This window comes from Hydrogenivirga sp. 128-5-R1-1 (assembly GCF_000171895.1).
Genome location: NZ_ABHJ01000005.1, coordinates 124,669 through 149,417 on the forward strand (window position 1 = coordinate 124,669; position 24,749 = coordinate 149,417).

27 protein-coding genes are annotated in these 24,749 nt (G+C 48.5%); 12 read left to right on the forward strand and 15 right to left on the reverse strand.

Annotated elements, in window-relative coordinates; genetic code table 11:
- Positions 1–11: 11 nt before the first annotated feature.
- Entirely contained in the window at positions 12–1,124 is a 1,113-nt protein-coding gene (locus HG1285_RS11080; RefSeq protein ID WP_157560529.1) for a hypothetical protein, read from the forward strand.
- Positions 1,117–1,989 (forward strand): DNA adenine methylase, encoded by an 873-nt coding sequence (locus HG1285_RS11075; protein WP_008287090.1) that lies wholly within the window; start codon positions 1,117–1,119, stop codon positions 1,987–1,989. The genes HG1285_RS11080 and HG1285_RS11075 overlap by 8 nt, the downstream gene beginning before the upstream one ends.
- Positions 1,990–2,133: 144 nt before the next feature.
- Here HG1285_RS11075 and HG1285_RS11070 read toward each other — a convergent pair whose 3' ends face one another.
- The gene (locus tag HG1285_RS11070; protein ID WP_008287091.1) at positions 2,134–2,451 is read right to left on the reverse strand and encodes a PIN domain-containing protein; all 318 of its coding nucleotides are present in this window, start codon (positions 2,449–2,451) and stop codon (positions 2,134–2,136) included.
- The gene (locus HG1285_RS11065; protein WP_008287092.1) at positions 2,439–2,657 is read right to left on the reverse strand and encodes a type II toxin-antitoxin system VapB family antitoxin; all 219 of its coding nucleotides are present in this window, start codon (positions 2,655–2,657) and stop codon (positions 2,439–2,441) included. The genes HG1285_RS11070 and HG1285_RS11065 overlap by 13 nt, the downstream gene beginning before the upstream one ends.
- Positions 2,658–2,725: 68 nt before the next feature.
- Here HG1285_RS11065 and HG1285_RS11060 point away from each other — a divergent pair, with 68 nt between their 5' ends.
- Entirely contained in the window at positions 2,726–4,090 is a 1,365-nt protein-coding gene (locus tag HG1285_RS11060) for a YchF/TatD family DNA exonuclease (RefSeq protein ID WP_008287093.1), read from the forward strand.
- Between the two features lie 419 nt (positions 4,091–4,509).
- Positions 4,510–5,667, forward strand: a complete 1,158-nt coding sequence (locus HG1285_RS11055; protein ID WP_008287094.1) for a hypothetical protein — start codon at positions 4,510–4,512, stop codon at positions 5,665–5,667.
- Between the two features lie 186 nt (positions 5,668–5,853).
- On the opposite strand, the gene HG1285_RS18110 is transcribed toward HG1285_RS11055, so the two are convergent.
- Positions 5,854–7,050 (reverse strand): acyl-CoA dehydratase activase-related protein, encoded by a 1,197-nt coding sequence (locus tag HG1285_RS18110; protein WP_008287095.1) that lies wholly within the window; start codon positions 7,048–7,050, stop codon positions 5,854–5,856.
- A 48-nt stretch (positions 7,051–7,098) separates the two neighbouring features.
- Between HG1285_RS18110 and HG1285_RS11045 the strand changes: the two genes are divergently transcribed.
- Positions 7,099–7,266 (forward strand): DUF6722 family protein, encoded by a 168-nt coding sequence (locus HG1285_RS11045; protein WP_157560531.1) that lies wholly within the window; start codon positions 7,099–7,101, stop codon positions 7,264–7,266.
- Between the two features lie 103 nt (positions 7,267–7,369).
- Here the strand turns inward: HG1285_RS11045 and HG1285_RS11040 are convergent, their stop codons facing one another.
- A complete protein-coding gene (locus HG1285_RS11040; protein ID WP_008287098.1) occupies positions 7,370–9,541 on the reverse strand; it encodes a BadF/BadG/BcrA/BcrD ATPase family protein in 2,172 nt (723 codons plus the stop codon).
- Positions 9,542–9,568: 27 nt separating this feature from the next.
- On the opposite strand from HG1285_RS11040, the gene HG1285_RS17295 reads away from it, so the two are divergent.
- Positions 9,569–9,751, forward strand: a complete 183-nt coding sequence (locus HG1285_RS17295; protein ID WP_032496524.1) for a hypothetical protein — start codon at positions 9,569–9,571, stop codon at positions 9,749–9,751.
- Between the two features lie 87 nt (positions 9,752–9,838).
- On the opposite strand, the gene HG1285_RS11035 is transcribed toward HG1285_RS17295, so the two are convergent.
- The gene (locus HG1285_RS11035; RefSeq protein ID WP_008287100.1) at positions 9,839–11,341 is read right to left on the reverse strand and encodes a hypothetical protein; all 1,503 of its coding nucleotides are present in this window, start codon (positions 11,339–11,341) and stop codon (positions 9,839–9,841) included.
- Positions 11,319–11,918, reverse strand: a complete 600-nt coding sequence (locus tag HG1285_RS11030) for a TetR/AcrR family transcriptional regulator (RefSeq protein ID WP_008287101.1) — start codon at positions 11,916–11,918, stop codon at positions 11,319–11,321. The genes HG1285_RS11035 and HG1285_RS11030 overlap by 23 nt, the downstream gene beginning before the upstream one ends.
- 127 nt (positions 11,919–12,045) lie before the next feature.
- On the opposite strand from HG1285_RS11030, the gene HG1285_RS11025 reads away from it, so the two are divergent.
- Entirely contained in the window at positions 12,046–14,838 is a 2,793-nt protein-coding gene (locus HG1285_RS11025) for an AAA family ATPase (RefSeq protein ID WP_232219467.1), read from the forward strand.
- Here the strand turns inward: HG1285_RS11025 and HG1285_RS11020 are convergent.
- Both HG1285_RS11020 and HG1285_RS18115 read right to left on the reverse strand, forming a co-directional pair.
- A complete protein-coding gene (locus tag HG1285_RS11020; RefSeq protein ID WP_008287103.1) occupies positions 14,835–15,680 on the reverse strand; it encodes a site-specific DNA-methyltransferase in 846 nt (281 codons plus the stop codon). The genes HG1285_RS11025 and HG1285_RS11020 overlap by 4 nt on opposite strands.
- A gap of 135 nt (positions 15,681–15,815) precedes the next feature.
- A complete protein-coding gene (locus HG1285_RS18115; RefSeq protein ID WP_008287104.1) occupies positions 15,816–16,283 on the reverse strand; it encodes a hypothetical protein in 468 nt (155 codons plus the stop codon).
- Between the two features lie 18 nt (positions 16,284–16,301).
- Here HG1285_RS18115 and rlmB point away from each other — a divergent pair, with 18 nt between their 5' ends.
- Together rlmB and HG1285_RS11010 are read left to right on the forward strand one after the other, a co-directional pair.
- Positions 16,302–17,021: a 23S rRNA (guanosine(2251)-2'-O)-methyltransferase RlmB gene (gene rlmB, locus HG1285_RS11015; RefSeq protein WP_008287105.1), complete on the forward strand. Its 720-nt coding sequence runs from the start codon at positions 16,302–16,304 to the stop codon at positions 17,019–17,021.
- Positions 17,022–17,036: 15 nt separating this feature from the next.
- The gene (locus HG1285_RS11010) at positions 17,037–17,621 is read left to right on the forward strand and encodes a 3'-5' exonuclease (RefSeq protein ID WP_008287106.1); all 585 of its coding nucleotides are present in this window, start codon (positions 17,037–17,039) and stop codon (positions 17,619–17,621) included.
- Between the two features lie 541 nt (positions 17,622–18,162).
- On the opposite strand, the gene HG1285_RS11005 is transcribed toward HG1285_RS11010, so the two are convergent.
- Positions 18,163–19,350, reverse strand: coding sequence for a PilZ domain-containing protein (locus HG1285_RS11005; RefSeq protein WP_083793050.1), 1,188 nt, complete (start codon positions 19,348–19,350; stop codon positions 18,163–18,165).
- Between HG1285_RS11005 and HG1285_RS11000 the strand changes: the two genes are divergently transcribed.
- Both HG1285_RS11000 and HG1285_RS10995 read left to right on the forward strand, forming a co-directional pair.
- Positions 19,343–19,978, forward strand: coding sequence for a hypothetical protein (locus tag HG1285_RS11000; RefSeq protein ID WP_032496526.1), 636 nt, complete (start codon positions 19,343–19,345; stop codon positions 19,976–19,978). The two genes, HG1285_RS11005 and HG1285_RS11000, sit on opposite strands and share 8 nt — an antisense overlap.
- A complete protein-coding gene (locus HG1285_RS10995; RefSeq protein WP_008287109.1) occupies positions 19,975–20,916 on the forward strand; it encodes a complex I NDUFA9 subunit family protein in 942 nt (313 codons plus the stop codon). The genes HG1285_RS11000 and HG1285_RS10995 overlap by 4 nt, the downstream gene beginning before the upstream one ends.
- On the opposite strand, the gene yidC is transcribed toward HG1285_RS10995, so the two are convergent.
- From yidC to atpB, 6 genes are read right to left on the reverse strand one after another with little or no spacing between them, the layout of a single operon-like run.
- Positions 20,903–22,447, reverse strand: coding sequence for a membrane protein insertase YidC (yidC, locus tag HG1285_RS10990; protein WP_008287110.1), 1,545 nt, complete (start codon positions 22,445–22,447; stop codon positions 20,903–20,905). The genes HG1285_RS10995 and yidC overlap by 14 nt on opposite strands.
- Positions 22,444–22,650, reverse strand: a complete 207-nt coding sequence (yidD, locus tag HG1285_RS19050; protein ID WP_008287111.1) for a membrane protein insertion efficiency factor YidD — start codon at positions 22,648–22,650, stop codon at positions 22,444–22,446. Before yidD ends, yidC begins: the two co-directional genes overlap by 4 nt.
- Complete coding sequence (gene rpmH, locus HG1285_RS10985) at positions 22,651–22,791, reverse strand: 50S ribosomal protein L34 (protein ID WP_008287112.1); 141 nt, start codon at positions 22,789–22,791, stop codon at positions 22,651–22,653.
- Between the two features lie 34 nt (positions 22,792–22,825).
- Positions 22,826–23,173, reverse strand: a complete 348-nt coding sequence (gene atpE, locus HG1285_RS10980) for an ATP synthase F0 subunit C (RefSeq protein ID WP_008287113.1) — start codon at positions 23,171–23,173, stop codon at positions 22,826–22,828.
- A 13-nt stretch (positions 23,174–23,186) separates the two neighbouring features.
- Positions 23,187–23,597 carry a universal stress protein gene (locus tag HG1285_RS10975; RefSeq protein WP_008287114.1) on the reverse strand — a complete coding sequence of 137 codons (411 nt, stop codon included), beginning with the start codon at positions 23,595–23,597 and terminating at the stop codon, positions 23,187–23,189.
- 1 nt (position 23,598) lies between these two features.
- Positions 23,599–24,258 (reverse strand): F0F1 ATP synthase subunit A, encoded by a 660-nt coding sequence (gene atpB / locus HG1285_RS10970; RefSeq protein WP_008287115.1) that lies wholly within the window; start codon positions 24,256–24,258, stop codon positions 23,599–23,601.
- Between the two features lie 112 nt (positions 24,259–24,370).
- Here atpB and HG1285_RS10965 point away from each other — a divergent pair, with 112 nt between their 5' ends.
- Complete coding sequence (locus HG1285_RS10965) at positions 24,371–24,745, forward strand: DsrE family protein (RefSeq protein WP_008287116.1); 375 nt, start codon at positions 24,371–24,373, stop codon at positions 24,743–24,745.
- Positions 24,746–24,749 lie beyond the last annotated feature (4 nt).

Genomic DNA, 24,749 nt, shown 5'->3' on the forward strand with positions numbered 1-24,749 from the left:
GTGCGGTCGGGTTGTCTTCTAATTTGGAGCTGGTCGGTGTAATTGAGAACCTCAAATATAGGAAGTTCCTAAGAACAAAGTTATTAAGGAAGAGTGTGGGTAACTTTGCAGATCTGGACATAAACGCCCTGCCACCTTCATGCATGCTTGAAGTTGAGGGTGTTACCTTTGCCTTGAGCAAGTGGGTCTCGCCCAAGAGAACGAGGAGCTACCCTTATGCGAGGGTTTACGACACACTGAACGTGGGAGCTGTGAAGAGCGTTACTGTTATACCCATAGTCAAAGATGAAGGACTAAGAGGCGACAGGGACTTTCTCCAGTGGGATACGGTCTCTCTGATGAGCTTGCTAAACGTTTACGTGATACCTGCTTACTATTCCCAAGCTTCCAGAGCGAGCAAGGTCGGTAAGGTAACGTCTCAGAAATTTGACAGCCGCTATGTTGCTCGTAAACTTGAGGAACTGAAGGATTATCATGCCTCAGCCCTGCACTGGAACCTGAAAGAGCTATCAGGTGAGAACTTAGAGCAACTTATGGATAAGGTTATATACTCTTACAGAAGGATTGAGGGAGAGACGGGTGTAAAGATGCACTCCGAGGAAGGCTTAGTGGGCTTTATGAAGAGGATAGTAAAAGGTGTAGAGGAGTTTAAGGAGTTTTCAAGGAGCAAGGCTGTTGGAGCTCAGCATAGGGAAGCCAATACCTTGCAACCTAAGGAGAGGATCGGCACGGGCAGGAAGGCTAAGATCACGATCAGAAACTATCTGGGTGGTTATTACTACTTCACCGTGGACGAGGTTTATCGGGGAAATGATATGCTGCACCTTGTAGAAGCTAAACATTCCAAGAAAAGGTTACACCCGAGTTATAACGATATAAAGGACGGGCTTCTCAAGATAATCCTGTACTCAAACCTCAGCGGGTTATGGGTCTCGGGAAAAAGGGTCAGATTTAAGCCTGTTTTAAAGTTAACGTCATCCCTTATAAAGGGAGTTTATAGAGGAGAGGAGATCACAACATTTATGTCCGGCAAAAGTCGGAAGTCAGAGGAGTTCTTTCCCTATCTTATTAAAGAGGCAGAGTTCAACGGTTTTGATCTTTGGTTGGAGGGAGTGAATGATTAAGAGCCCTTTACGGTATCCCGGAGGCAAGTCAAAGGCGGTAAAGTTCTTATCCAAGTTCTTCCCGAGGGACTTTAGAGAATTTAGAGAGCCCATGATGGGCGGGGCATCTTTAACCTTTTACTGGGTTCAGAACAAACCCTCTGCAAGGTTTATTGCGGGAGACGTGAATTACGACCTTTACTGCTTCTGGAAAGAACTTAAGGAAAACAAGGAAGAGCTGATAAATGAGGTAAAGCATATTAAGCAAAACGCCAAAAACGGGAGAGAGCTCTTTGAGAGTATCCTCGCAAGGAGGGAAAAACAGGAGTTGAGTGATCTACAGAGAGCGGTTGACTTCTTTATTCTCAACAGAATAACCTTTTCGGGAACCGTAGATTGCGGCGGGTACTCTGAACAAGCCTTTAAGAAGCGTTTCACATGGAGCTCTATAGAAAGGTTGGAGAGAGCCTATGAAGTCATTAAGAATGTTGAGCTTTACCACTGCGATTACGAAGAGCTCATGAACATGGAAGGACAAGATGTGGTTATATTCCTTGACCCGCCCTACTACTCTGCCCGTAACTCAAGACTCTACGGCAGGAGGGGTGACCTCCATACGGACTTTGATCATGAGAGGTTTTACAAGGTCGTCGAGAGGTCTGATCACAGGATCCTGATAACCTACGACAACTCCGAATACATAAGGAACCTTTACAGAGACTTTTACATGGTTGAATGGGAACTCAGCTACGGCATGACCAACTACAAACGGGATAAGGTCAGGGTCGGAAGCGAGCTTTTGATAGCAAACTTCCCTATAAAGGGCTATGTAGAAAAGCTTACCGGCACGCTGTTCCAGAAGGTTGTATGTTACTCTGCAGGATGAACATAGTTCATTCATAACACTAGGCTTTTAATTCGGTAAGGTAGTAAGTTCAAGGCAATAAATTCAGCTTTCTCCCGTTCACTTTCACGGGTGAGAAATCTCTCCTGTCGGTTGTCAAGATGTAGTAAACCTTCAATCTCTGGGCTACTGCAAGGACGCTTGCGTCCACGAACAGAGGTTCAGCTCCCTATAACTTTTCATATAGCTGAGAGCCACCTTTATATCTTCTAATCCCACCTCCTCAAGCGAGATCTCACCTTTCAGAACTGCCCTGAGAAACATCTTCTCCTTGTCCTGCCCAAGGTATTTGTTTATCAGGTAGCATATCTCCGGTAGTGTGGTGCTGGGAAGTATGAGTGTTGGTGATTCTTCCTGAACGAACCTCTTTACTTTCTCATGCCACCTGTCGCTTCTATCTGCAAGTGCATATATGGCTCCCGTGTCCGCTATTACCTTTCCCAAAGTTCTTCCTCATGGGTCTCAGAGAGGTCTTTCCTCCCACTCTTACCAATACCTACGAAGGATAGGGTCTTTTTACTCCTGTGTCTCTTCACATAGTCCCTAAGAGCTTCCCTGACCACCTCGGAGGTCTTTTTACCCTTTAGCCTTGCGATCCTTTTTATCTCCTCCTCAAGCTCCTCCTCAATAAATAATGTTGTCCTTTTCATGCCATACATATTACATTAATACATACCCTTGTCAATCTATCCCAAAAGCCTAATATATACTCCCTGCAATGATAGACACCCACTGTCACTTAGACCTTTTAAAGAAGGAAGACTTTGAAGAGACCATAAACGACTCCAGCCTGGAGTATCTTCTCACCATTGGCTATGACAGGAAGACCATAGAGAATGCCCTGAAATTGGCGGAGGAGTATCCGCGCGTCTACTGCGCCATAGGTTTTCACCCTCACGAGGCGGATAAGGTTACGGACGAGGATATTGAGTGGCTAAAATACCTTGCGGTAAATAACCCGAAGGTTAAGGCTCTCGGAGAGATGGGTCTGGACTTTTACAAGAACTACTCGGACAAAAAGAAGCAAGAGGAGGTCTTCAGAAAACAGCTTGCGGTTGCGAGGGAGTTGGGACTTCCCGTTGTTATCCACATGAGGGACGCCGAGGAAGAAACCATAAGGATTTTGAGTGAAGAGAGGGCTTACGAGGTGGGAGGCATAATGCACTGCTTTACGGGTTCTTACGAGACGATGAAGAAGGCAGTTGACCTTGGTTTTTACATCTCTTATTCGGGAATCCTTACCTATAAAAACGCAGAAGGCGTCCGTGAAGTTGCTAAGAAAACTCCTACCACAAGGGTTCTCCTTGAGACGGATGCGCCCTTCTTGGCACCTCAGCCCGTTCGCGGGAAGCCCAACAAACCGCCCTACATCTGGCACACCGCAAAGGTTCTTGCAAAGCTCCTGCCCAATACATCTTTGGAAGACGTTGACCGAATGACCTCCGAGAATGCCAAGCTGTTACTCAACATCGGCAACAACGGGAAGAAGGAGACCATAACTTACGTAATTAACAACAAGCTCTACGTAAACCTTACCAACAAGTGCAACCTCCACTGCGTCTTCTGTCAGCGTGAGAGGGAGAGGAACTTTATGGTCAAGGGCTACTGGGTCTGGACAACGAGAGACCCGTCGGTGGAGGAGGTGATAAGATATATAGGCGACCCTACGGGTTATGAGGAGATCGTCTTCTGCGGATACGGAGAGCCTACACTGAGGTTCTCGGCGCTCAAGGAGATAGCTAAGTATGTAAAGTCCAAAGGCGGAAGGGTTCGTGTGGATACAAACGGACTGATGTTTACGTTCCTACCCAAAGAGAAGTTAAAAGAGCTTAAAGGTCTCGTGGACGTGTGGTCTGTATCTTTGAACGCACCCGACAAGGAGACCTACGATAAGGTCTGCAAACCTGCCCAGCCCGAGGCTTTTGAAAAGGTTATTGAGTTCATTAAAGAGGCTCTAAAAGAAGGCTTTGAAGTCGTGGTCTCCGCCGTGGACTACCCGGGAGTTGATATGGAGAAAACTAAAAAGCTGGTGGAGGAGCTGGGAGCTAAGTGGAAACACAGGCACTACGAGGTGGTGGGATAATGAGTATAGTAGAACCATCGGGTTTACACAATTTGTATGCAAAACTCTACTGTGCAAGCGTTATGGGGCAGAGGGTTAAAGTCCCGCTTCCGCTCAATTCCTTGAAAAGGTTCTCTTTCACAAGTTTGAGTAACCGCTGGTCAAGAGTTGTAAACTTTAGTAAGCATGGGCAAGTAAATAGAAATGCGTTCATTCATCACTTAGGGACAAGTGTATAGCGCTAAATAGGCAAAGCAAGCTTCTGGTTAGCAAGGTTGTGAACTTAAGCTTGTATATTTATCTCGTAGCTGTCGGCTGGGAAATCATATAAATGGCGAATTATACTATCGCTCTATTGAAAAAGATCCATGACTTGATATAATTATTTAACAGATGAGGAAAGCAGCGAAGGCATATACACTTTACATGCTGCTCTATTAATGTTGCTGGTTTTGAATGGTTGTACACCCATTCTTACTGCGACTAAAATTAATGACGAACAGTTGCGAAAGATTGGACAATCATCCAAAAACTTTGATGAATATATAAATAAAGCTGTAATAGAAAAGACAGAGAAAGGAAAGGTTATAGCCGTTCCTGTACGTGGCCTTCTCCGCAATATTGAATGGGCTTATATACATGATGTTAGCAGAGAGACTGAGAATCAAGAAGATAGAGAAGTAGCAGAAGCAAAAAAATATACATACGTGTTATCTGGTAAAGCACCCTATTTACTCACTGCTCAAAGAGCAATGTGGCGGTTGTTGAAAAATTACTGTGAAGATGCCAAAAGTATAGATAGAACCTTGCTAAATATAAACTATGTGCAAAATACATTGATCTTAACTATTGAAGAGTTTGATAGTAAGCATAATGGACTCCTTTCTAAACTTATAGATTTTTATAATAGTAGTTTTGAGCGATTAGCTTTTGATATACGACATCAAGTTTCAAAAGAAGTTAATCACATTTATGATATGGTATGTAAAGTTAAAGAAAATGATATAAAAGTGTTCGGTATAAATTGCAAGCATAATAAGAGTAATAAAGGTTTTTATTGTAAAATAACCTCATATAAGTATGACAGTGTTAGGGAAAGAGTAAGGAGTCTACTGAAATCCAAGGCAAGAGACAAACTTCTTGATATTTATAGGAACGCTTCTAAAAGAAAAAGATATTTTGCTACCGACTTTAAGTGCAAAGGGCTTATGGGATCCATGTCAATTCAAAACTATGATTATATGCAGCGGATCTCAATCTTTATGGATCTAAATAATAATGGCAATGTACCTATTGAGTTTAACGTTAAGAACATATATCTGTTAAAGAATGGCAAAATATATGATGTGTTTTTTAGAGTTAACAAATATACTGGCAAGCTTGCAAACTTAGATGTCTCTGGGAATTGCATAAGAACAAGTACAAATAAAAACGATATTATTGTGTTTAATCCAGGCGCAAGCTGTAGAATTAGTATAACTTTTATCGAAATACCAGGCTTAGATAGTTTAGATGGTGCTCAGATATTTATCAACAAATGCCAAGCAAAAATCAAATTAATGAGTGACTATGAATATATAAAGAAGAAATTTTATTAAAAATTATGCTGTTTTATCTAAATTTATATCTTGGTAAGATAACAATCCATGAATAAGAACTGGAGCAAATACAACAAACAACTCGTAAGAAGAGGTGAAATACTAACAAACCCTGCAGACTTCTGACTAAAGTTTAAAGACAAACAAGCCAGAAACTCATCTGTCCAACAGATGAGTATATAATCCCTAATAAAAATACACCATAGTCTTAACAAACCCCTCAGGCACCTTTCTCCCCTCCAACCTCTTCAACTTCCTCTCAATTATCTGAGGTGAGTACTTCTTCACGTAGTAATCTATAGTCTCAACCCTTATCTTCACGCTCCCCGATGGCTTAGTCTCATCAAGGTCTCCGAACTTGAAGTATAGGGTGCCAGAAAACTCTACTATCTTCTGGGTGGGTGTGTAGGTGGGCTGATCCATACCGCACTCGTAGCTGGAGAGTCTAACGACCGCGGTTATCCAAGGGAAGCGAGAGGCGAACTTGGCTCCCCATATTATCTCGTTGGTGTTTGAGCTGTAAGAAGACGTCCATACGTCGGAGATGTCAAAGGGACTCTTGATGATACCAGCCTCTACATCAGCCCCAAAGAGCCAGTCCATAAGGTCTTCGTCCGTTGGAAGATACTGACCCCAGACCACCGGGTAGCCGAGGCTCTGAAACTCCGCATCTATCTCATGCCCTATGCCGGGATCCATGTGGTAGGGTCTTGCCAGAATCAGTATGCAGGGTCGGTTGTTCTGAGCGCACCACTCCAAGATTTCCCTCGTCTTCTTCCTCATCTTTTGGTCAAATTTCCTTAGTTCCTCAAGCCCTTCCCTTACCGCCCTCTCTACCTCTTCGTAGGTAACGTCCAAAGCGTCTTTCAAAGACTCGTATAGCTGTTTGGGAAGTAGATGTGGCTCTCCAAAGCTCACAAAGGGATTTACAAACCTCACACCGATCTTTTCAAACTCGTTCTCCTCCTTCAGAAAGCCTGCCTTTATGTTCTCAACGCCCATGGGAACACGTGTGCAGGAGAGGGTGTCCATCACGTGTCCTTTTAGAAAGGAGGGCAGTGAGTAGATCATGGGAACGAGGATTATGTCCAGTCTTTTGGTGGTGAGTAGCTCGCCTATATGCCCAGCCATGCACTTGACCGGGTAGCAGGAGTCCATACCTATACGCCCCTTTCCGAACTCCCGATACTGATCCTCCGACGTGTCCGAGCTGAAAATTATGTTCTTTGCCGGTATCCCGAGGGCTTTCAGAAAGCCTATCCAGAAGCGATGGGTTGACCAGACGTTTAATACCTTTGGAATTCCTACCTTTATGTGACTTCTGTCTTTATTTAAACCACCGCCTTCGGCGGTCTTTTTCTTAAAAATACTCAACAGAGGCATGTTAAAACCTCCCTCTTATAATGGTTATGAATGCTAAGAAGGAAGAAGTTGGGAGAGCTGTTTTTTGATGTGGCAAAGTTCACCCTGACCATAGGGTTCATAGGTAAGTTTCTGACCGGTGGTATGGACTGGATAACAGCATTAGCTATATTCTCTGCGTTTTTATTGTCTCTCGTTCTCGGTTGGTTTATATTACCCAAAGAGGAGGAAGTGTAGTGAACATAGACCCCATCTGGCTTCTGGTGTTCGGAGTTGCACTCGCAGGTCTCTTCGGTCTCACCATGATAAAGCTGGAAGAGAGAAAGGAAAAAACCTCCCATTAGACCTCCACCCTTGCGTTGAACGCCTCCTTCTGAACGAACTGGGCAACGTTCGGGAACTCCTCTCTAACCCTATCCATCTCCTCCTTGATAGCTTTGAGCTCGTTCTTGTCTTCCACCAAGCCCTTGGGACAGGAGTTGTTCACGATTATCCTCACCCAGCCTTCGGATAGCGGAACCTTAGACCATGGTCTTCCCTTCCCGCCGGGCAGTTGAACATCTATAAACGTCCTCCTGCACTCTATCGGACACCACCTGCACACCGTATCCTCTGAGGTTGTACTCCTGTAAACAAGGTTCTCTATGGTCTCAAAGCCTCTGAATTGGGTCTCACCCGTTCTCTCCCAGTTCTCAAGGGCTATCAGTCCTGCTCCTATAGCCCCCGCCTCTCCCGAGTAAGGGTGGACGACCACCTCCGCATCGGGAACCTTGGACTTGAGAAAGTCCACCTGAGCCTTGACCACTGCAAGATTTCTGTGTGTCCCACCTTGAAGTATAAACTTCCTCCCTATTCCCTTGAAGTTAGTTATGTTACCCGCATATATCCAGACGTTCTGAGGAAGCACGTAGCAGAGCCCCGCAAGTATCTCGTCTGCGTTCCAGCCCTTCCTCTGCTGGTTCACTATGTCGCTCTGGAGGAACACCCCGCAACCCATCGTAAGAGTGGGCATAGCCTCCGCGGAGAAGGCACGATCAGCTATCTCCTCCAGCGGTATCCCGAACCTCTCAGCTACACCCTGCAGGAAGGCACCGTTTCCCGAAGAGCACTGGGAGTTGAGCCTGAAGTCCACCACCGCCCCGTTCCTGAGGATTATGATCTTCACGTCCACACCGCCAACGTCACAGATACAGTCCGCATCCGGGAAGAAGTGAAGTCCCGCGGTGGCATGGGCGACCGTCTCCACTATCGCAACGTCTGCCCCGATGATGTCCTTGAGCAGGTCTTTTCCGTATCCCGTGACTCCAACCCCCAAGACCTTGGCGTCCCCAATCCTCTTCTTTATCTCACCGAACAGATACTTGGAGTCCTCTATGGGATTTCCCTTACTCAGCGTGTAAACGGAGAAGAGAACTTCTCTATCTTTAGATAGACAGACCGCTTTCGCGGTGGTAGAACCAAAGTCACAGCCTATGACCACTTCCTCTACCTTTCCCTCGTAAGGCTTCCTGCTTCTGTAGGCAAAGACCTGCGGTTCGTACTCCCTTCTAAAGCTCTCAAGCTCCTTTTTGGTCTCCCAAAGCCCCTTTCTGCCTTCCTTCTTCTTCTGCTCGTGCTGACCCTCTTCAACCCACCACCTCAGTCTATCCTTACCCTTGTAAACTCCGGAGCTTTCAGGTTCACTCATGGCTGTCAGCGCACATCCCAAAGAGGCGTAGTAGAGGGCGTTCTCAGGGACGATTATCAAATCTTCTGGATCTTTGCCTTCAGGTAGAGATATGTTCCTCTCTTCCCATATCTTCGTGAGGTGGTGTCTCCATGCCTCTTGAAGTCCCCTGAAGAATAGGTTGGGTCCCCCTAAGAGCAAAACTTCGGGTTTGGGAGTGTTGCCTTTTGTAAGCACCGCAAGGTTCTGATAGACCACAGCCTCAAAGAGGCTCGCTATTATCTCTTCCACAGGCACTCCAGCCTTTACCAAGGTGTTCACGTCCGCCTCTGCGAATATCCCGCACTTGGAACTTACCTTGTGAAGCTGGTAGCCCAAATATCCCATCTGGGAGAGCTTCTCGGGAGATATTCCCAGCTTACGGGCACTCTTCTCTATGAACGTTCCCGTCCCGCCCGCACAGGCGCTCTGCATAAAGACCTGACGGGTCTTTTTATCCCCATCTCCGTGGAAGAAGATAGTTTTCATGTCCTCCCCGCCTATCTCGGAGACGAACCTCACCTCCGGGTGTATTCTCTCAACCGCTGTGGAGACAGCCACCACCTCTTGGACAAAGCGTGCCCCTATGAACTCCCCCACCAGACCCCCGCCGGATCCGGTTATATAGACCCTGTCCCTTCCGGGAGTGAATCCGTACTCCTCCTCCAGCCTCTCAAGGAACTCTAAGACCTTCTCCGCCTGCTTGGTGTTGTGGCGTTCGTAGTTTTTGGCGATTATATCGCCCTTTTCATCTATCAAAACATACTTACATGTGGTAGAGCCCACATCAAGACCGAGGGTCAGCATGTTAATCCCTCCCTTAAAATATTCTCAGTGCTGAAGAAATACTGGGCGGAGACTTTCAGGAACTTCGGTGTTGGTCTTATGGTTGCCTCTGTGGTTCTATTTATATCGGAGAGGATCGCACCTTCTACCTCTGTGGTTACCTTTCTTGCTGGATTGACTGCTATCCTGATAGGCTCTATATTGCTTAGAGGAGGAAAAAATGACAAATGACCAGATGATAATACTCCTATCAATTCTCGGTGTCCTCGGGCTCCTCGCAGGTTACTTTGTGACCACACGCCTCTTCGGAGAGTCACGTTAAACCCTCTCCATCAACTTGGCAACGTGCATAACGTAGTTGGCAGATGTTCCGGCGTAGCCGTAGTGAGGGATTCTGTAAGTAGCTCTTTTTATCTCCGGGTGCTCTTCCTCGTAATTCCTTACCTCCTCCAAGGTCAGACCCGTCTTATCAAGCACATCTTCAAACTCTCTCTGAGCACGCTTCTTTGCCTCGGTGAGTATCATCTGGCACCTTGAGAGAGCGTGGACTTCCGCGTCTCCCTTAACTTCAATCGGAGCGTAGAGTAGGTCTGGATACTTGCCGAGGACAGCCTGCATGGCACCTATGGACATGGTGTTTGGCATACACCCGTAGGGTGATAGCTCGCAGATCATGTGGGCGTGCTTGTTGATGTGTGCATAAAGCGCCTTTCCTATGAGCATAAAGCCCTCTCCACCCGATAGGAAGTGGTGGAAGTATGGTCTTGCAAGCTCGCGGAGCTTGTCCTGTGGTGGCAGAGGGTTGGGAATGTTGTTAAGGGCTTTCCTCAGTCTGTCGTAGGTGAAGTGGTAGAGCTTGAGTATGAGCTTGACCACAGCCTTCTTTAGCCAGAACTTCTCTATGAACTCTCTGCCCTCCTCCATCTTCCAGAGGCTCATGTTGATGAGATAATCCATCCAGACCGCTATGGGGGGTGGGATCACCTCTGCACCCTCTTTCTCCAGCCACCTCTTTATGTTGTAGTTCCCGTCACCCTCGTGGGTCTGGAGCCAGAACTCTCCCGTTATCTTCACCCTCGGCTTCACCCTCAGCCTGTCCACCTCAACCTCGTCCCAGAGCTTCCTAACCTCTCTGAGGGCGTTCACGAAGTAGGGGGTGGTGACGTGCCAGAGTAGGGAGCCCCACTTCTCACCGCGTAGCGGTCTATCCTTAAACTTTCTGTAAAGAATCTCTATGCTTTCTCTCAAAACCCTGTCCGTCTCGCCGGGAACCCCTTCATAGGGGCGGACAGCGTATTCTATGTCCGTGAGCAGGTCTCCGAGGAACATGGAGTAAACGAGACCGAAGGTGAGGGGCATAGTTATCTCAAGCCCCCCCTCGTTCTGTTCCATCTGCATGAGGTCAAGGAGAAACATCCTGAAGTCCTGGAAGTCAAGGCTATCAAGAACCCTTTCGTAGGACTCATGGTACTGACCGAACCTGCAGGGTCCGCATGCCCCTATGGTGACGAAGGCGTAGCCCTCCTTAACTTTTTCTCTTCCCTCTTTCTCGCTCCTCTCCTTTAAAAACCTCGCCAGATTTCCCGCCGTGAAGGTGGTGGGACAGCAGGCTCCCGTATCTATGAGCTCCTTACCTATGTCAAGGTCTTCCCTCTTTATGTCCGGTAGTGGCTGTGCTTTGTAGCCCGCATTCTCCAGAGCTCCCTGTATGAGCCTCTCGTGCTTCCAGGTTAGCCCACCGTAAACTATCGTTACCCTGCCCCGCTCCTCTCTATTTATAGGTCTTGGTCTGTAGGCTCTATACTGCTCTGTAACCTCCATGGCTCTCACCTCCCACTGGTTTCCATACTCCCCTCATGCCGAGCTCAATTATCTCCTTAGCGACGGCGTAGGTGTCCACCTCCTCCCTGTCCAAGAGACTCAGGATTATCTCCTTCATGGCTCCCAGAACACCCCTCGCTATCAGGGATGTATCGCACTCCCTCACTATACCCATATCTATTCCCAACCTGAGGGAGTGTTCTATCAGCTCTGCTATCTCCTCAAAGAACTCGTCTATCACCTTGAAGAGCTGGGGGTCGCTGTTCCTCTGGAGCACTATCCTCGCAAGCTCTCTCTCCTCAAGGGCGAACTCTATAACCCCCTCAAGGTTTTCTGCAACCTGCTGAACAGGGTCGTTGTTTACGTCAATTACGCGGATTCTCCCCTTCAGCTCCTCCACAACCTCCCTGAGGAGCTCCTTTAATATCTCCTCTTTACTCTTGAAGTAAAGGTAGAAGGTTCCCCTTGCCACGCCGGCTTCGTCAATTATGTGGGCTATCTGGGCATTATGGTAGCCCCTCTCGGAGAAAACCCTCTTGGCAGCCTCTATAAGCCTCCCCCTGGTCTGAACTGACATGTCAGTCTAATTGAAGATTATAGACGGGCTTCGCCCGTTTTTATGACATAGCTCAATGTGTATCTAAAACATAGTTATAGTCTCGCCTTTTGTTTACCATATTCACATGAAGTTCTTTGAAAAACTGGTGGGCAGGAAAGAGGAAAAGACAGATATAAAGGAAACATACGAGTTCAGGGAGCTCAAGCTCTACCTGACCGAAGGTCCCGAGAGAGACCCCGATGCCAAAATAGAGGAGTACTGGATAGAGGCTATAGACTCAAGCGATGACGGTTACTGGACTCTCGTGGGGAGACGGTACGGCGTGTTCCAGCTCTATGACTGGCAGGGAAAGCTTCACAGACTTCCCGCAAGACCTCCCTCCCAGTCTGTTACAGATATAGTCTTCAACGGTAAGTATCTGGGCATAGTTGCCTCCCCTTACCTTGCGATCTATTACCTCAACAAACCCAAAGAGCCCTCTTCCTGGAAGACGGTGAGGATATCCCAGGAGGGTTTGAGACCTACAGGTGGTCTTGACATAAGGAACGGAACCCTCGCCTTCGGCGTGGTGGGTGAAAAGGTCTATACCATAGACCTTGCGGGCGATCTCTCTCAGGAGACGGTGGACTTCAAGAGCACATTCATATACAGAGACTCGGAGATAGGAGACCTGAAGGTGATAAAGATACTCCCCAGCGGTAAGCTCGCCCTCGGAGGCACCCAGGGAACAGCCATATACAGCATAGGGGGAAACCTTCTCAAGAGGCTTGACTACGCCCCTTCCAGAGCACTCGTGAACGTTGAAGACAAGCTTTACATAGCGGACAACGCCCTGAAGAAGGTGGTTATATACGATCCCAACCTTGACAACGTTGAGAGGGAGTTACCCCTTGAAAACGATGTGTCCACCATGGACGTTTCTCCCGACGGAAGGTTTCTCTTTACAGCCGATCTGGAAGAGAACAGGCTCGGTATATACAGCCTTGAGTCCATGGAGCTCCTCGGCTTCATAGAGGGCTACGGTTACAGCGTTGTGGAGGTGTCTCCCGATGGAAGTATTTACACCTCAAGGTACGAAGACCTGGAGGATAATAGGCTCTATTACCTTGAGAAGTTTGAGACCAACCTCATAGACTACATCTACCCTGCTGAGAGGCAGAAGCAGATAGTTAAGAACGCGGAGAAGCTGTACAGGGAGTTTACAAAGAAGCTCAAGGGTGCCCTCACCGAGGAGGAGCTCCCCGGTATAAAGGAGTTCTCCGAGCTTGACAGCATTGACATACCTCTGAGAAGGGTCAGAGAGCTGATCAACGAGGCGAGGAGCAAGCTCAGGGACAGGGCTTACGAGATCTTCCTTGAGAGCGTGAGTAAAAAACTCAACGAGGGCAGTATAACGGGAGAGGACTACAAGGAGATAGAGAGCAGGATAGAAGGTGCGGACGAGACGTGGAAGCCCAAGCTGGAAGAGCTCAGGGACAAGGTGAGTGAGTACTTCAGCAAGGAGCTTGATAAGCACCTGAACAGGGTCAGAGAAACCATAAAGGGGACTAGCACCACCGACATAAGAGACCTTGAGGCGCTTGAGGAGGTCAAGGAAGCCCGCTCCTTCATATCCAAACTACCGAGAGATCTCTACAACCCAGCCCTTGAGCAGCTGGTCAGAGTGCTTCAGGGGAAGCTCATAGAGGACAGGCTCAGAACCTTTGCCATAGAGCTTTATCAGGACAGCGTGAGGTTCGGGAGGGAGGAGTTCCCCCGTCTTGAGTTCAAGCCCGTCAGGTTGAGGTGGAGGATAAAGGTTGAGGACAAAGTCCTCCAGGAGGGGAAGGTCTTTGGAAAGCTGGTATTTGAGAGAGAGGACGGCGTTTTAGCCGAACCCAAGCGTTACAACAACATACTCACCCAGGAGGAGTTAAGGCACTTCCCTTATTGGGTAAACAGGTACCTGAGACACCTGAACGGTCTGTGCTCCGTTGAGAGACCGAGAGTCCCCGAGTTCGTCTCCTACGAGGAAACCCCCTGGTTCGTTCAGAACCTTGAAAGGTTCACCTCCCTTGTGAAAGAACAACTTGATTACGAGGAGGGAATACTCATACTTGAGGGTGATGCGGGTGTGGGTAAGAACTTTTTGGTGGAGGTCTTCTCCGCCCTAACCAACAGACCCCTCTTCATAGTCCCCTGCAACTCCAAGATGGAGAAGGAGGACATAACCTTCATCTATGAGTTTGATCCGAAGAGAGGAACCAAGAGGGTTTACTCAGACCTCGTTAAGGCGTTAAGGACTCCCGGAGCGGTAATATACCTTGACGAGATAAACACCCTTCCCCCGTCTCTCGTGAAGATATTCAACCCCCTCTTTGACTACAGGAGATACTTGGTGCTCTCCTACGGGGAGGTGGTGAAGGCGAGACCGGACGTGATCATAGTGGGCGGTATGAACCCCCAGAACTACCTCGGAGTCTCTGAGCTTCCACAGGACATAAAGACGAGGGCTGACGTGCTCTACGTGGACTACCCGCCCTTCCAGGACGATAAGGGCTTCTACTACCCCGATGAGGCGATCATTCTCAAGGACTATATGGAAGAGGTTGCCCCCCTGAACAAGGAGGACTTCACCTGCCTCTGGTATCTCGTGGTAAACGATGTGAGAACGGTGAAGGGTGAAGAGCTTAGGACTCCCGAGAGGGAGAGGGAGATCACACTTCTGTTTGATCTCCTGAAAATAGCCAACGGTATAAGGAAAGCCTACCGCGACTACCAGACCCAGCAATCGGAAGAGCCAGTGGAGTTCGTGTTCTCCATAAGGGACACCATAAGGTGTGCAAGAAGACTCAAGAAATACGGAGACGCCAAGACCACCGTGGTGGAGACCATAATCCCCAAGATAAGCTCTCCCTTGGAGAAGGAGATCGTCAAGAGCATCGTAGAGAGAGTTTAGAGAAGTTTATTCTGCTTAACCTTATTCTTCCAATGTCCTCTTCTCTTTCTCTCTTCAAAGGTCATGTTTACTATGTGCTCTTCTTTTTCTTTAAGGACTTTCTCCATCTCCTCTTCTGCCCGCTCCAGCCTTCTTTGAGAAAAGTCCACGTAGTCCTTTGATATGTCTATACCTACGTAATCGTGCCCCAAGAGTTTGGCTGATACAAGGGTAGTTCCTATACCGCAGAAGGGATCTAAGACTATACCTTTTTTGTCATCAAGTATGGACAGGATTATCCTCGTGGGAAGTTCAATAGGGAAAGGTGCAGGATGTTCTTTGAACCCGCTTTCGGGTCTTATCTCCCAAACGGAGGAGAACTTGGCATGTTCCGGCTTTAGCTCCTCCCCTATGAGGTTCCCGTTTTTGGGTTTATACAGCCAGTATATTCTCTCGTCCACCTGCCAGAACCTCCACCCTCTTATGTTTCCGGCAAGCTTCCTGTTCCAAACTATTTCCTGTCTTACAGCCCACTTTGTCTTTGATACCCACTCGTATGGGTGAATCATCTTACCTCTCTCCCACCTTATCTTGTGGTTGTAGAAAAAAGAGCCACCTTCCTTTATAACCCTGTAAAGCTTGTTAAGGACTTCCACCTGCCACTCCTGATACTCTTCCTCTTTCATGTTGTCGCCGTAACTTTCGTAAACGACTCTATCCACCAACCACCCCTTGTTCTTTCCCTTTTTGTTGTATGGTGGTGAGGTTATACCGAGGTCTATGGATTCAGAGGGTATCTGCTTTAAGACCTCAAGAACATCTCCGCAGATGACCCCATTTAGAAACTTTGCAATATCGCTCATGTTAACCCTCTTCTTTCAAGAATCTGTATAACTCCCTTGTGATGCAATCCTTGAAATCATCTATATGTGGGCTCACGTATACCTTCCTCAGATGCTTACATTCTTTATAATCCTTGAAGGAGAAGGAGGCACTTCTTAGATAATCTCCAGAGGGTCTTTCCATGTCTTCGCCGAACTTTTTTTTAGTTGGTACTCTATCTTAGACTTTAAGCAGGTGAAGGGGAACTCCAGTATGAAGAGTAGCTTTCCCTTTTCAAACCGCTCTGGGGTGTAGTCGTTGAAAGTGCCTCCTCCGTTAAGTTTCTTTTTCTCACAATCGTACGTGTTCTTGGGTTTTATTTCACAGAAAACTTTAGTTCCTCCTGGGGCAGCCATTTTGTAGCCGTTATATCCAAGCTTTTCTGTGCTAAATTCATATCCGCTTATGACCGCAGTTATCATTTCTCTTAGCTTGGAAGAGTTTTTGTCATTCATGTATAGAGTGAGCAAATCTGTAAATACGCCTATTAGCGTCGGTTTTGAAAGGCCATTTAGGAACTTGACGAACTCATCACCGGTGTTTGTTGCATAAAGTTTAATGGCTTTAAGTAAGGTTTCATTCATGTGGTTATATATTAAACCATGTCCGATTTTGTGGTCTGGGGCAGGAACCCCATAATTGAAGCCCTGAGGGCTGGCAGGGACGTTGAGAAGATATACGTTGCCCATGATTCTCACCCACCGAGGGAGCTGATCAGGCTTGCAAAGGAGAAGGGGGTAAAGCTCCAGAAGGTTTCAAGGCAGAAGGTTGAGGAGCTTGCGGGGACGAAGAAGACCCAGGGGGTAGTTGCCCTCCTGAGTCCTGTGTCCTACGTAGCTCCGCAGGAGCTCTTTTCGGAGACCATAAAAAGGAACTCTTTTTTCCTCGTCACAGACCACATAACTGACCCCCAGAACGTAGGCAACCTGCTTAGAACCTGCGAGGTGCTCGGGGGAGTAGGGGCACTCATACCCAGGGAGAGAAGCTCACCCATGAACCAGACCGTTGTGAAGGCTTCCTCGGGGGCTATCTTTCACCTGGAGATTTCCAAGGTAGCCAACCTGGGCAGGGTCTTGAAGGAGTTCAAAGAGATGGGAGGCTGGGTTTTCGCGGTGGAGAAGGGCGGGAAGGACATAAGGGAACTGGAGATCGTCCTTCCCTGTGCCCTCGTTCTCGGCTCTGAGGATAAGGGTGTCTCAAAGAGTCTGCTGGAGGTTTCGGACGAGGTGCTGAGCATACCCATGAAGGGAAAGACTACATCGCTCAACGTGGGCTCTGCGGGGGCAATAGCTATGTGGGAGGCTGTCAGAAAGTTGATTTAAGACTATCATATATCTATGAAGGAGCACCTCCTTGACAGCACATTTGTTGCCATAGACGTTGAGACGACCGGGTTTGATGTAAACCATGCCGAGATAATAGACATAGGGGCGGTGAGGGTTGAAGGCGGGATAATCACAGAGACCTTCTCAAGCCTCGTTGACCCCGGCTTCTTCATTCCCGACAGGATAAAGGAGCTCACCGGTATAACCAACGCCATGCTCGTGGGCAGTCCCAAGATGATAGAAGTTCTCCCGAGATTCATGGATTTTATAGGGGACAGCATAATAGTGGGGCACCACATATCGCAGGACATAAAGTTCATAGACAAGTACACGCGTCTTTACGGAGAGGGCAAGTTCAGGAGACCTTACATCTGCACCCTTGAGCTCTCCAGAAAGCTCCTTCCCTCACTTCCCAGACACTCTCTGAAGGAGATGGCTGACTACTTTTCCGTTGACTACTCTCGTCTTCACCGTGCCCTTGACGACGCCCTCATAACAGCCCAGGTTTTCCTTGAGCTCCTGAACCTCCTCTGGAGCAACTACGGGATAGGGGACTACTTCTCTATAAAGAGGCTTGCAAAGACGGGGAGGTTTTGAGTTCCTATCCCCTTCTCTCCCAATAGTTTGAGGTGTCCCTCAAAAATGTGTTCGCAAATTGCGTAAGTCTTGGATAATACTTGAAGAACTACCTCATATGACGAAAATCATATTGAAAGATTCGGGCTGTGTGCTTAACTTATTGGCAGTTAATAGCGGGACGCAGGTGCCCGCCGGCTCCTTGACAACCGAATAGGGCTTAAAAAGGGCTCAAAGCTTAGAGCGACAAAGCCCAGCAGGAACTCTTTGATGATTCTGCATTTTTATGACACCATGTCTAATTGCGAACAATTCTCACTCTGGGTGCTTTGTCTCTCAATAATTTGAAATTTACCCCTTGAAATGCCCTTAAGAAGTTGAGGGATTGCGACATGTGGAAAAATTCATAGACCTAATGGCTTGAATTCTTGAAATGCCCTTAAGAAGTTGAGGGATTGCGACTGGGCTTCACTACCCACTTCCACAGGGTAGTGACGGAATCTTGAAATGCCCTTAAAATTGAGGGTTTTAGGTGATATTTATTTTCACCAAAGACTTTCAATCACGACAGGTACTCGTTAACGTACTCGTTCAACTCCCTTATTATCTCTATCTGCCTGCAGGATATGTAGGCGGACACTTTGTACTCTTCTGAAGGTGAAGTTTCCATGTCCAGGACTACAGACCTGCCCTCCGGAAGGTCTCTGAAGGTGTAAACCCGTGCGGGCGTCTCCACGGGCATCTCACTTCCGTCCTTGCAGTTTTCCAGCTTGAGCCTTACCCTGACCTCCATTCCCTCCTTCAGAGGTAGTTCCCTCATGGGTATGAAGACGTTCAGGCTGACTATGGATATGTCTATCAGGTAGCCCTTCAGGTTTATTCCTCCTTCCGCATTCAGCTCAACAGGGGTTATGTCCTTTGGTTTTACCCTGACGAACCTCCTCTTGTCCTCCTTCTTCTCGCCCCACATGAAGCGCCAGAACTTGACCTTTCTGCTGTCAGGCTCTATGCTCTTGACCTCTCCGAGCACGTTCCTGCTGCCAAAGGAGGTATGCTTTATGACCGAATACCTGTCTATGGCTATTACGCCCAGCTGGTTGGGGTGAACCTCAAAGCTCACCTCCTTCTCTCTGACGCTCAGGATCTTAGCCTCGTACCGCACGTGCAGACCCTTGTATATGTTGAAGAGCTCCACGTTCTCCCCTCTCTTCTTCAGCTCCTCAAAGAGCTTTATGAAGGCGCGGTTCTCCTCCGAGTCCGGGTCAACCTTGCTGAAGTCCACAGGCTTTTCCCTGTGGGATATAAGCTTCCTGACGAGCCGTTCAATCCTTACCTCTCTCTCCTCCTCGGACACATCGCAGGCTCTCAGGGTATCCTCTATCCTGTGAAAAACCTCCTCAAGGACTTCAAAGGAGGGCTCGCTGTAAAAAGCCTGTTTGGAAAAGTCGCTTAAGAAGAGCATGAAGCTCTTTGCCAGTATGAACTTCAGGTCTATCCCCTTCTTCTTTGCTCTGCGGACGAACTCAAGACAGCCCGACATGTCCCTGTCCTTGGAGAAGAAGGTCATGTTGTAAACGAGTATGAAGAAGCTCCTGACCTCTTCGGGGTTAGCCTCTATCTTCAGGGCTGAGCCTATCTTCATCGCTGTATGGACGAACTTCTTCTCATAGTTTCTCAGGAAGTTCTCCCACTTGGTAAGGTCTGCGTAGGTCATACTCTTTAATATCGTGTCTTGGGGAGATGTGTTCATACTTTGGAGCGGAGGAAAGGACAGCTACCTGTCTTACAAAAAGGCTGTTTCCCGTGGACTCAGACCCACAGTAGCCCTGTCCTACGTTGAGCTCAGGAGCAGGCGTCTTATAGGCTGTCACCTGAGAGAGTCCCTGATAAAAGAGCAGGTGTCACTGCTTGGCTTGAGGTTCGTGCCCGTTTACGGAAGTAAGCGCAGGGGCAACTTCAGGGAGAAACTAATTGAGGTTTTGAGAGAGATACGCCCGCAAGCGGGCGTCTTTGGAGACATATACCAGAAGGAGCACAGGCTCTTCCTTGAGGGTGTCTGCTCGGAGCTGGGTATAAGGGCGGTCTTTCCCCTGTGGTACGTGGACGAGGATGTCCTGATTGAGGAAGCGCTCAGGCTATCAACTCCCCTGATCGTGTGCAGGCGTGTAAGGAAGCTCCCGCCTTCCTGTCTGGGAAAGGAGCTCGGGAAGGAGCTGTTGGAATACCTGCGTTCTAAAGGTCTTTCCATCAGCGGTGAGGACGGGGAGTACCAGACCTTCGTAGCCCAGTGCGAGGAGTTCAGCATGAAGTTGCGCTATGGTAGGAGGTTCAGGAAGTCCTATTATGAGTGTATAGACCTGGAGGTGGAGGAACGATGAAAGTCTTCGTCACGGGCGGAACGGGCTTTGTGGGAAGGTACGTGGTCAGAGAGCTCCTGAAGGAGGGACACACACCCATACTCGGCGTGAGAGACCTGAAAAAGGCTGAAAGGCTCTTCGGAAAGGACGTGAGTGCGGTTGAGGTGGACTTCCGCGACAAAGACTCAGTAAAGGAAGCCCTCAAGACCTCCAAACCGGAGGCAGTCCTGCACCTGATAGGGATACTCTTTGAGGACAGAAGGAGGGGTCTTACCTTTGAGGAGGTGCACTACCTTTACTCAAAGAACCTTTACGAGTCTGCTTCAGAGCTCGGGATATCCAGGGCTGTTCACATGAGCGCCCTCGGAACCCACGACGACGCACCCTCCCGATACCACCAGACCAAGAGGTGGGCTGAGAAAGAGCTTCTCGGGAGCGGATTGAATTACACCATAATGAGACCTTCCCTGATACTCGGTCCCGAGCAGAAGCTCTTTGCGGACATGGACTCCATAACGAGGATCCTCCCCGTAGTAGCCCTCCCCGGCGGAGGAAACTACAAGTTCCAGCCCGTTGATGTGAGAGACGTGGCGGGGTGCTTTGTGAAGGCGCTGAGCGAACCGGAGACCGAAGGGAGGATATACGAGCTGTGTGGGACTAAACAGGTGAGCTTTAAGGATCTCTTGAGGGACATCTTCTCCTTCTGGAACAGGAGGGTTCTCATGTTGCCCATGCCTAAGACGCTCATGTACTACCTCGGTAAGGTTGCAGAGCTTATCCTTAACCCTCCACCCTTCTCATCAGACCAGATGCTTATGATGTGGAAGGACAACGTCTGCGGGATCATGGGCGATGCCGAGCCCCAGGGAGTCCATAAGGTTCTGGGGAGGAATCCTATTCCCTACGAGGAGTCCCTGAGGTGGTCTCTTGAGGGGTATGGAAAGCTCACTTCTTCTTGAGCATGACGTTCTTTATCAAGTAGTTCTGCCCGATGTTGAGGATGTTGTTCACCGTCCAGTATAGGACGAGTCCAGAGGGGAAGCTGGCGAAGAGGAAGGTGAACGCCACCGCAGATATGTACATTATGAGGTTCTGCTTGGGGTCTGGGTTGGGTGTGACCTTCTGCTGGAGTATCATGGTGAGACCCATTATGACGGGCAGTATGTAGAAAGGGTCTTTGTCCGCAAGGCTCGGTATCCAGAGCATACCCGAGAGCTTCAGATCAACGGTGATTATGAGAACCTTATAAAGGGCGAAGAAGACGGGTATCTGGACGAGTATAGGTAAACAGCCGCTCATTGGATTAAAACCTATCTCCGAGTAAAGCTTCATCATCTCCTGCTGCATCTTTGCAGGGTCGTCCTTGTACTTCTTCTTTATCTTCTCAAGCTGGGGTGCAGCCTGCTGGAGCTTCATCATTGAGGTGGTACTCTTGTAGTTCAAGGGGAAGAAGACAACCCTGAGCAGGAAGGTGAGTATAACTATGGACAGAACCCAGCTGCCCGTGTGCTCGTAAACCCAGTACATAAATATGAAGAGTGGCTTGACCGCCACCTTAAGCATTCCCCAGTCAAGGAGGTCTTCAAGACCGAGCTCCCTGAGACGGGAGTAGTACTTCGCCCCCATGTAAAGGGTTAACGGCTCTTCGTAACCCACGTAGGTGAAGGTTATCTCCTTCTCACCCTCTTCACCTTCAGGCTTGTAATTGACTTTGTTTATAACTACCCTCTTTATGTTCCCTTTGAACCCTTTGAAGAAGTACCTGCTCTCCTCACCGGCGAACTCTATATTCCCCTCTATAAACTCCCTCTTGCTTACGTCGTCCTTATCTATCCTAACTACCTCGCCGTTTAGTTTCAGAACTGGACCCTCGTGGGTGTAGAAGGACTGTTCAAAGGGATGGGTTCCCACGAGGACGTAAAACTTCTTGTCAAGGTCTCCCTTAACGGTAAGGAGGACGTAGGCGTCTTTGAACTCAAGCTCTTTCGTGAGTTTTATCTTTCCCTTCCTGAAGGTGAGTATGAGCCTGTTATCTTTCCTCTCAACGCTGTAGTTCCCAAAGTTCAGGTCGTAATCAATATCCGGGTCTCCCGTATATATCTCAAGGGGATAGACATTCAGCTTCTTCTCCGCGTCCGTTATGAGGTCAAAACCAAACTGTTCGTCCACAAAACTTACTATCTTCCCTCCCTTAGGGGATATCTCCACACTGAAGCCACCCATGCTGTACTTTAGAGTCTCGGCAGGCTTATGTTTCTCCCTGGTAGTGCCAAGCATGAGCTGAGGTGTTGGTGGTTCTTCAACCTTCTTACCACCGGGGGTTTCCTGCTTCTTTACGGGCTCTTCGGTCTTCTCCTGCTGGACTGGTTGCTGGGGAGTGCCCTTAAAGAAGAAGGAGGAGAATATCTCGTACCCGAGCAGCAAGAATGCCACGAGGGTCATTGCTATAAAGATTCTCTTTGGGTCGGGACCCTGCTGTTGCGGATTCAAGGTAAGTCCACACCTCCTTTAGACCACGGGTTACACCTGAGAACTCTCCAGAGAGCTTTTAGAGAGCCTTTAAAAGCTCCGTGTTTTTCAACGGCTAAAACGGCATACTCCGAGCACGTTGGGTGATACTTACAGCTCGGTGGATAGAGCGGTGACACTACCACCTGCCACAGCCTGAGCAGTTTTATTAGAAGCCACCTCATTTAAGGCGCCAGCCTTCTTCTTCCCTTTTGCCTTCTCCTCTTTATTATCTTCCTGCCCGACCTCGTCCTCATGCGGGCTAAGAATCCACTCTTCCTCTTCTTCTTCTTTATGGATATGTGGGGCTTGAGAGCCTCGGGCATCGGCTAAACCTCCTTATGAAAGGGGGCGGGGAGCTTAGAAGCCCGCCTTCCCCGTGAATATACCCGTGAACACGAACACTATGACGACGAAGAGAGCGTAAAGGGCTATGGTCTCTATGAAGGCGAGACCTATGAACATTATCGTCTGTAATCTGCCACCGGCGTTGGGGTTCCTCGCTATTCCTTCCTGCGTTCCCCTGACGGCATTTCCCATACCTATGCCCGCTCCGAGTCCTGCCAGACCTATGGCCAATCCGGAAGCGAGCGCCACGAGTCCGAAGAAGAGAGCCTTCTCTCCGGAACCTTCGCCTGCTCCCTCGGCTGCAAATCCCAAGGCAGGAAGGATGAGTGCAGCGATAAATGCGAGTGCTTTCCCTTTCATTGCTTACCTCCTTTCATTTTATTATCAACGATGGCACGTTTATTTCGTCTATAACTCTGCAGAGAACCGGCGTGGGCTGACATCCCCAGAGTATCATATCAGGCTTCTCTTCTCCCACGAACTTTACCACTTCCTCACCGAGCTCACCGGCGACAGCCTTTATGTCTATGTGAGCCTTTTCATCCTTCTTTATATGTCTCCAGAGGGTCTTTATCTTGTTCTCCGTCCTCTCCTTGGCGCTCTTAACCGTGTCCGGAGGTAACGGCACACCCAGGGATACGCTGGCGGACTCAAGCCTGTACAGGTCTTCAAGGATTACGAACACGCCTATGTCAGCTGAGAAGGCTTCCCCGTACCTGTCCAGCGTTTCCAGAGCCTTCTTGCATTCTGAAGAGGAATCACTCAAAATCAGGACTATCCTCATATCAATGCTCCTCGTGGACGACAGCTCCCGCAAGGTAAACGACGGAAAGGATCATAAAGATGTAGGTCTGTATGAATATCGCCAGAAACTTAATCGCTATTATGAACAGAAGCACCACGGGAGATACAGCCATAGTAAAGGGGTTCTGTATTACGAGCCCTACTATGGAGACGAGCAGGAGTGCACCTGCCTTCATGTTCGCAAACAACCTCAAGGAGAGGGTTATTGGACGGGCTATGTGGGATATTATCTCCACTATGAAGAAGAAGGGTGCAAGTGCAGGTATAGGTCCCATGAAGTGCTTTATGTAGTTTATACCGTTAGTCCTTATACCCTCAAAGTTGTAGAAGAGAAACACTATGAGCGCCATAGCGAGGTTTGTGTTTATGTTGGCAGTTGGGGCGTCAAACCCGGGAACCATCCCGAGAAGGTTGGAGAAGAAGATGAACAGACCCATTGAGGCTATCAGAGGTGTGTATCTAACACCTTCCTCGCCTATGTTGTCCCTGAGCATTCCCCTCACGAACCTGAGGTAGCCTTCCAGGAGAGCCTGATACTTGCTGGGCTTTATAGAGGGTTTACCGCCTATGAGAACGAGGAGTGTCGCTATGCCCATAGCCACCAGACCGAGAATAACGTGGTTGTAGCTTACTCCTTCCATTCTTCTCTCCTTTTTCGGCTGAAAGATTATATCACAAAAAGCTCAGGGTAATTTGGTTGAGAAAATCCTTATATTTAGATATAAGAAAACTTTTAAAACGGGAGGTAGAGAGATGGAGCAGAAACCGGCAGACCTCGTGATAATACTGATAACAGGTCCGGAGAACCCAAAGAGGTTGCCCTCGGCATTCTTTCTGGCATCCACCGCCGCCGCCGCGGAGATGAACGTGGTCATGTACTTTACGGGACCGGCAACGCTCCTCCTCAAGAAGGGTGTAGCCGATGAGATATACCCCGTTGAAGGCGGAAAGAGCATAAAAGGCTTTATGGAGCTCGCCCAGGACAACGGAGTCCAGTTTATAGGCTGCCTCCAGTCCCTTGAGTTGAACGGCATGACGAAGGAAGACCTCGCCCTTGATATACCTCTGCTGACGCCGAGTCAGGCACTACCCTCCCTCGGAAGTGCTGGCAGGGTACTCACCTGGTAGGGTC

What these genes read in the sequence shown, in the direction of transcription:
- rlmB (WP_008287105.1), top strand. Translation starts at nt 16,302, where the DNA reads ATGTCCGATTTTGTGGTCTGGGGCAGGAACCCCATAATTGAAGCCCTG.
- HG1285_RS10995 (WP_008287109.1), top strand. Translation starts at nt 19,975, where the DNA reads ATGAAAGTCTTCGTCACGGGCGGAACGGGCTTTGTGGGAAGGTACGTG.
- rpmH (WP_008287112.1), bottom strand. Translation starts at nt 22,791, where the DNA reads ATGCCCGAGGCTCTCAAGCCCCACATATCCATAAAGAAGAAGAAGAGG.
- HG1285_RS18110 (WP_008287095.1), bottom strand. Translation starts at nt 7,050, where the DNA reads ATGCCTCTGTTGAGTATTTTTAAGAAAAAGACCGCCGAAGGCGGTGGT.
- yidD (WP_008287111.1), bottom strand. Translation starts at nt 22,650, where the DNA reads ATGAGGTGGCTTCTAATAAAACTGCTCAGGCTGTGGCAGGTGGTAGTG.
- HG1285_RS11030 (WP_008287101.1), bottom strand. Translation starts at nt 11,918, where the DNA reads ATGTCAGTTCAGACCAGGGGGAGGCTTATAGAGGCTGCCAAGAGGGTT.
- HG1285_RS10975 (WP_008287114.1), bottom strand. Translation starts at nt 23,597, where the DNA reads ATGAGGATAGTCCTGATTTTGAGTGATTCCTCTTCAGAATGCAAGAAG.
- HG1285_RS10965 (WP_008287116.1), top strand. Translation starts at nt 24,371, where the DNA reads ATGGAGCAGAAACCGGCAGACCTCGTGATAATACTGATAACAGGTCCG.
- atpE (WP_008287113.1), bottom strand. Translation starts at nt 23,173, where the DNA reads ATGAAAGGGAAAGCACTCGCATTTATCGCTGCACTCATCCTTCCTGCC.
- HG1285_RS11020 (WP_008287103.1), bottom strand. Translation starts at nt 15,680, where the DNA reads ATGAGCGATATTGCAAAGTTTCTAAATGGGGTCATCTGCGGAGATGTT.
- HG1285_RS11040 (WP_008287098.1), bottom strand. Translation starts at nt 9,541, where the DNA reads ATGCTGACCCTCGGTCTTGATGTGGGCTCTACCACATGTAAGTATGTT.
- atpB (WP_008287115.1), bottom strand. Translation starts at nt 24,258, where the DNA reads ATGGAAGGAGTAAGCTACAACCACGTTATTCTCGGTCTGGTGGCTATG.
- HG1285_RS18115 (WP_008287104.1), bottom strand. Translation starts at nt 16,283, where the DNA reads ATGAATGAAACCTTACTTAAAGCCATTAAACTTTATGCAACAAACACC.
- HG1285_RS11060 (WP_008287093.1), top strand. Translation starts at nt 2,726, where the DNA reads ATGATAGACACCCACTGTCACTTAGACCTTTTAAAGAAGGAAGACTTT.
- HG1285_RS11065 (WP_008287092.1), bottom strand. Translation starts at nt 2,657, where the DNA reads ATGAAAAGGACAACATTATTTATTGAGGAGGAGCTTGAGGAGGAGATA.
- HG1285_RS11075 (WP_008287090.1), top strand. Translation starts at nt 1,117, where the DNA reads ATGATTAAGAGCCCTTTACGGTATCCCGGAGGCAAGTCAAAGGCGGTA.
- HG1285_RS11035 (WP_008287100.1), bottom strand. Translation starts at nt 11,341, where the DNA reads ATGGAGGTTACAGAGCAGTATAGAGCCTACAGACCAAGACCTATAAAT.
- HG1285_RS11005 (WP_083793050.1), bottom strand. Translation starts at nt 19,350, where the DNA reads ATGAACACATCTCCCCAAGACACGATATTAAAGAGTATGACCTACGCA.
- HG1285_RS11010 (WP_008287106.1), top strand. Translation starts at nt 17,037, where the DNA reads ATGAAGGAGCACCTCCTTGACAGCACATTTGTTGCCATAGACGTTGAG.
- HG1285_RS11055 (WP_008287094.1), top strand. Translation starts at nt 4,510, where the DNA reads ATGTTGCTGGTTTTGAATGGTTGTACACCCATTCTTACTGCGACTAAA.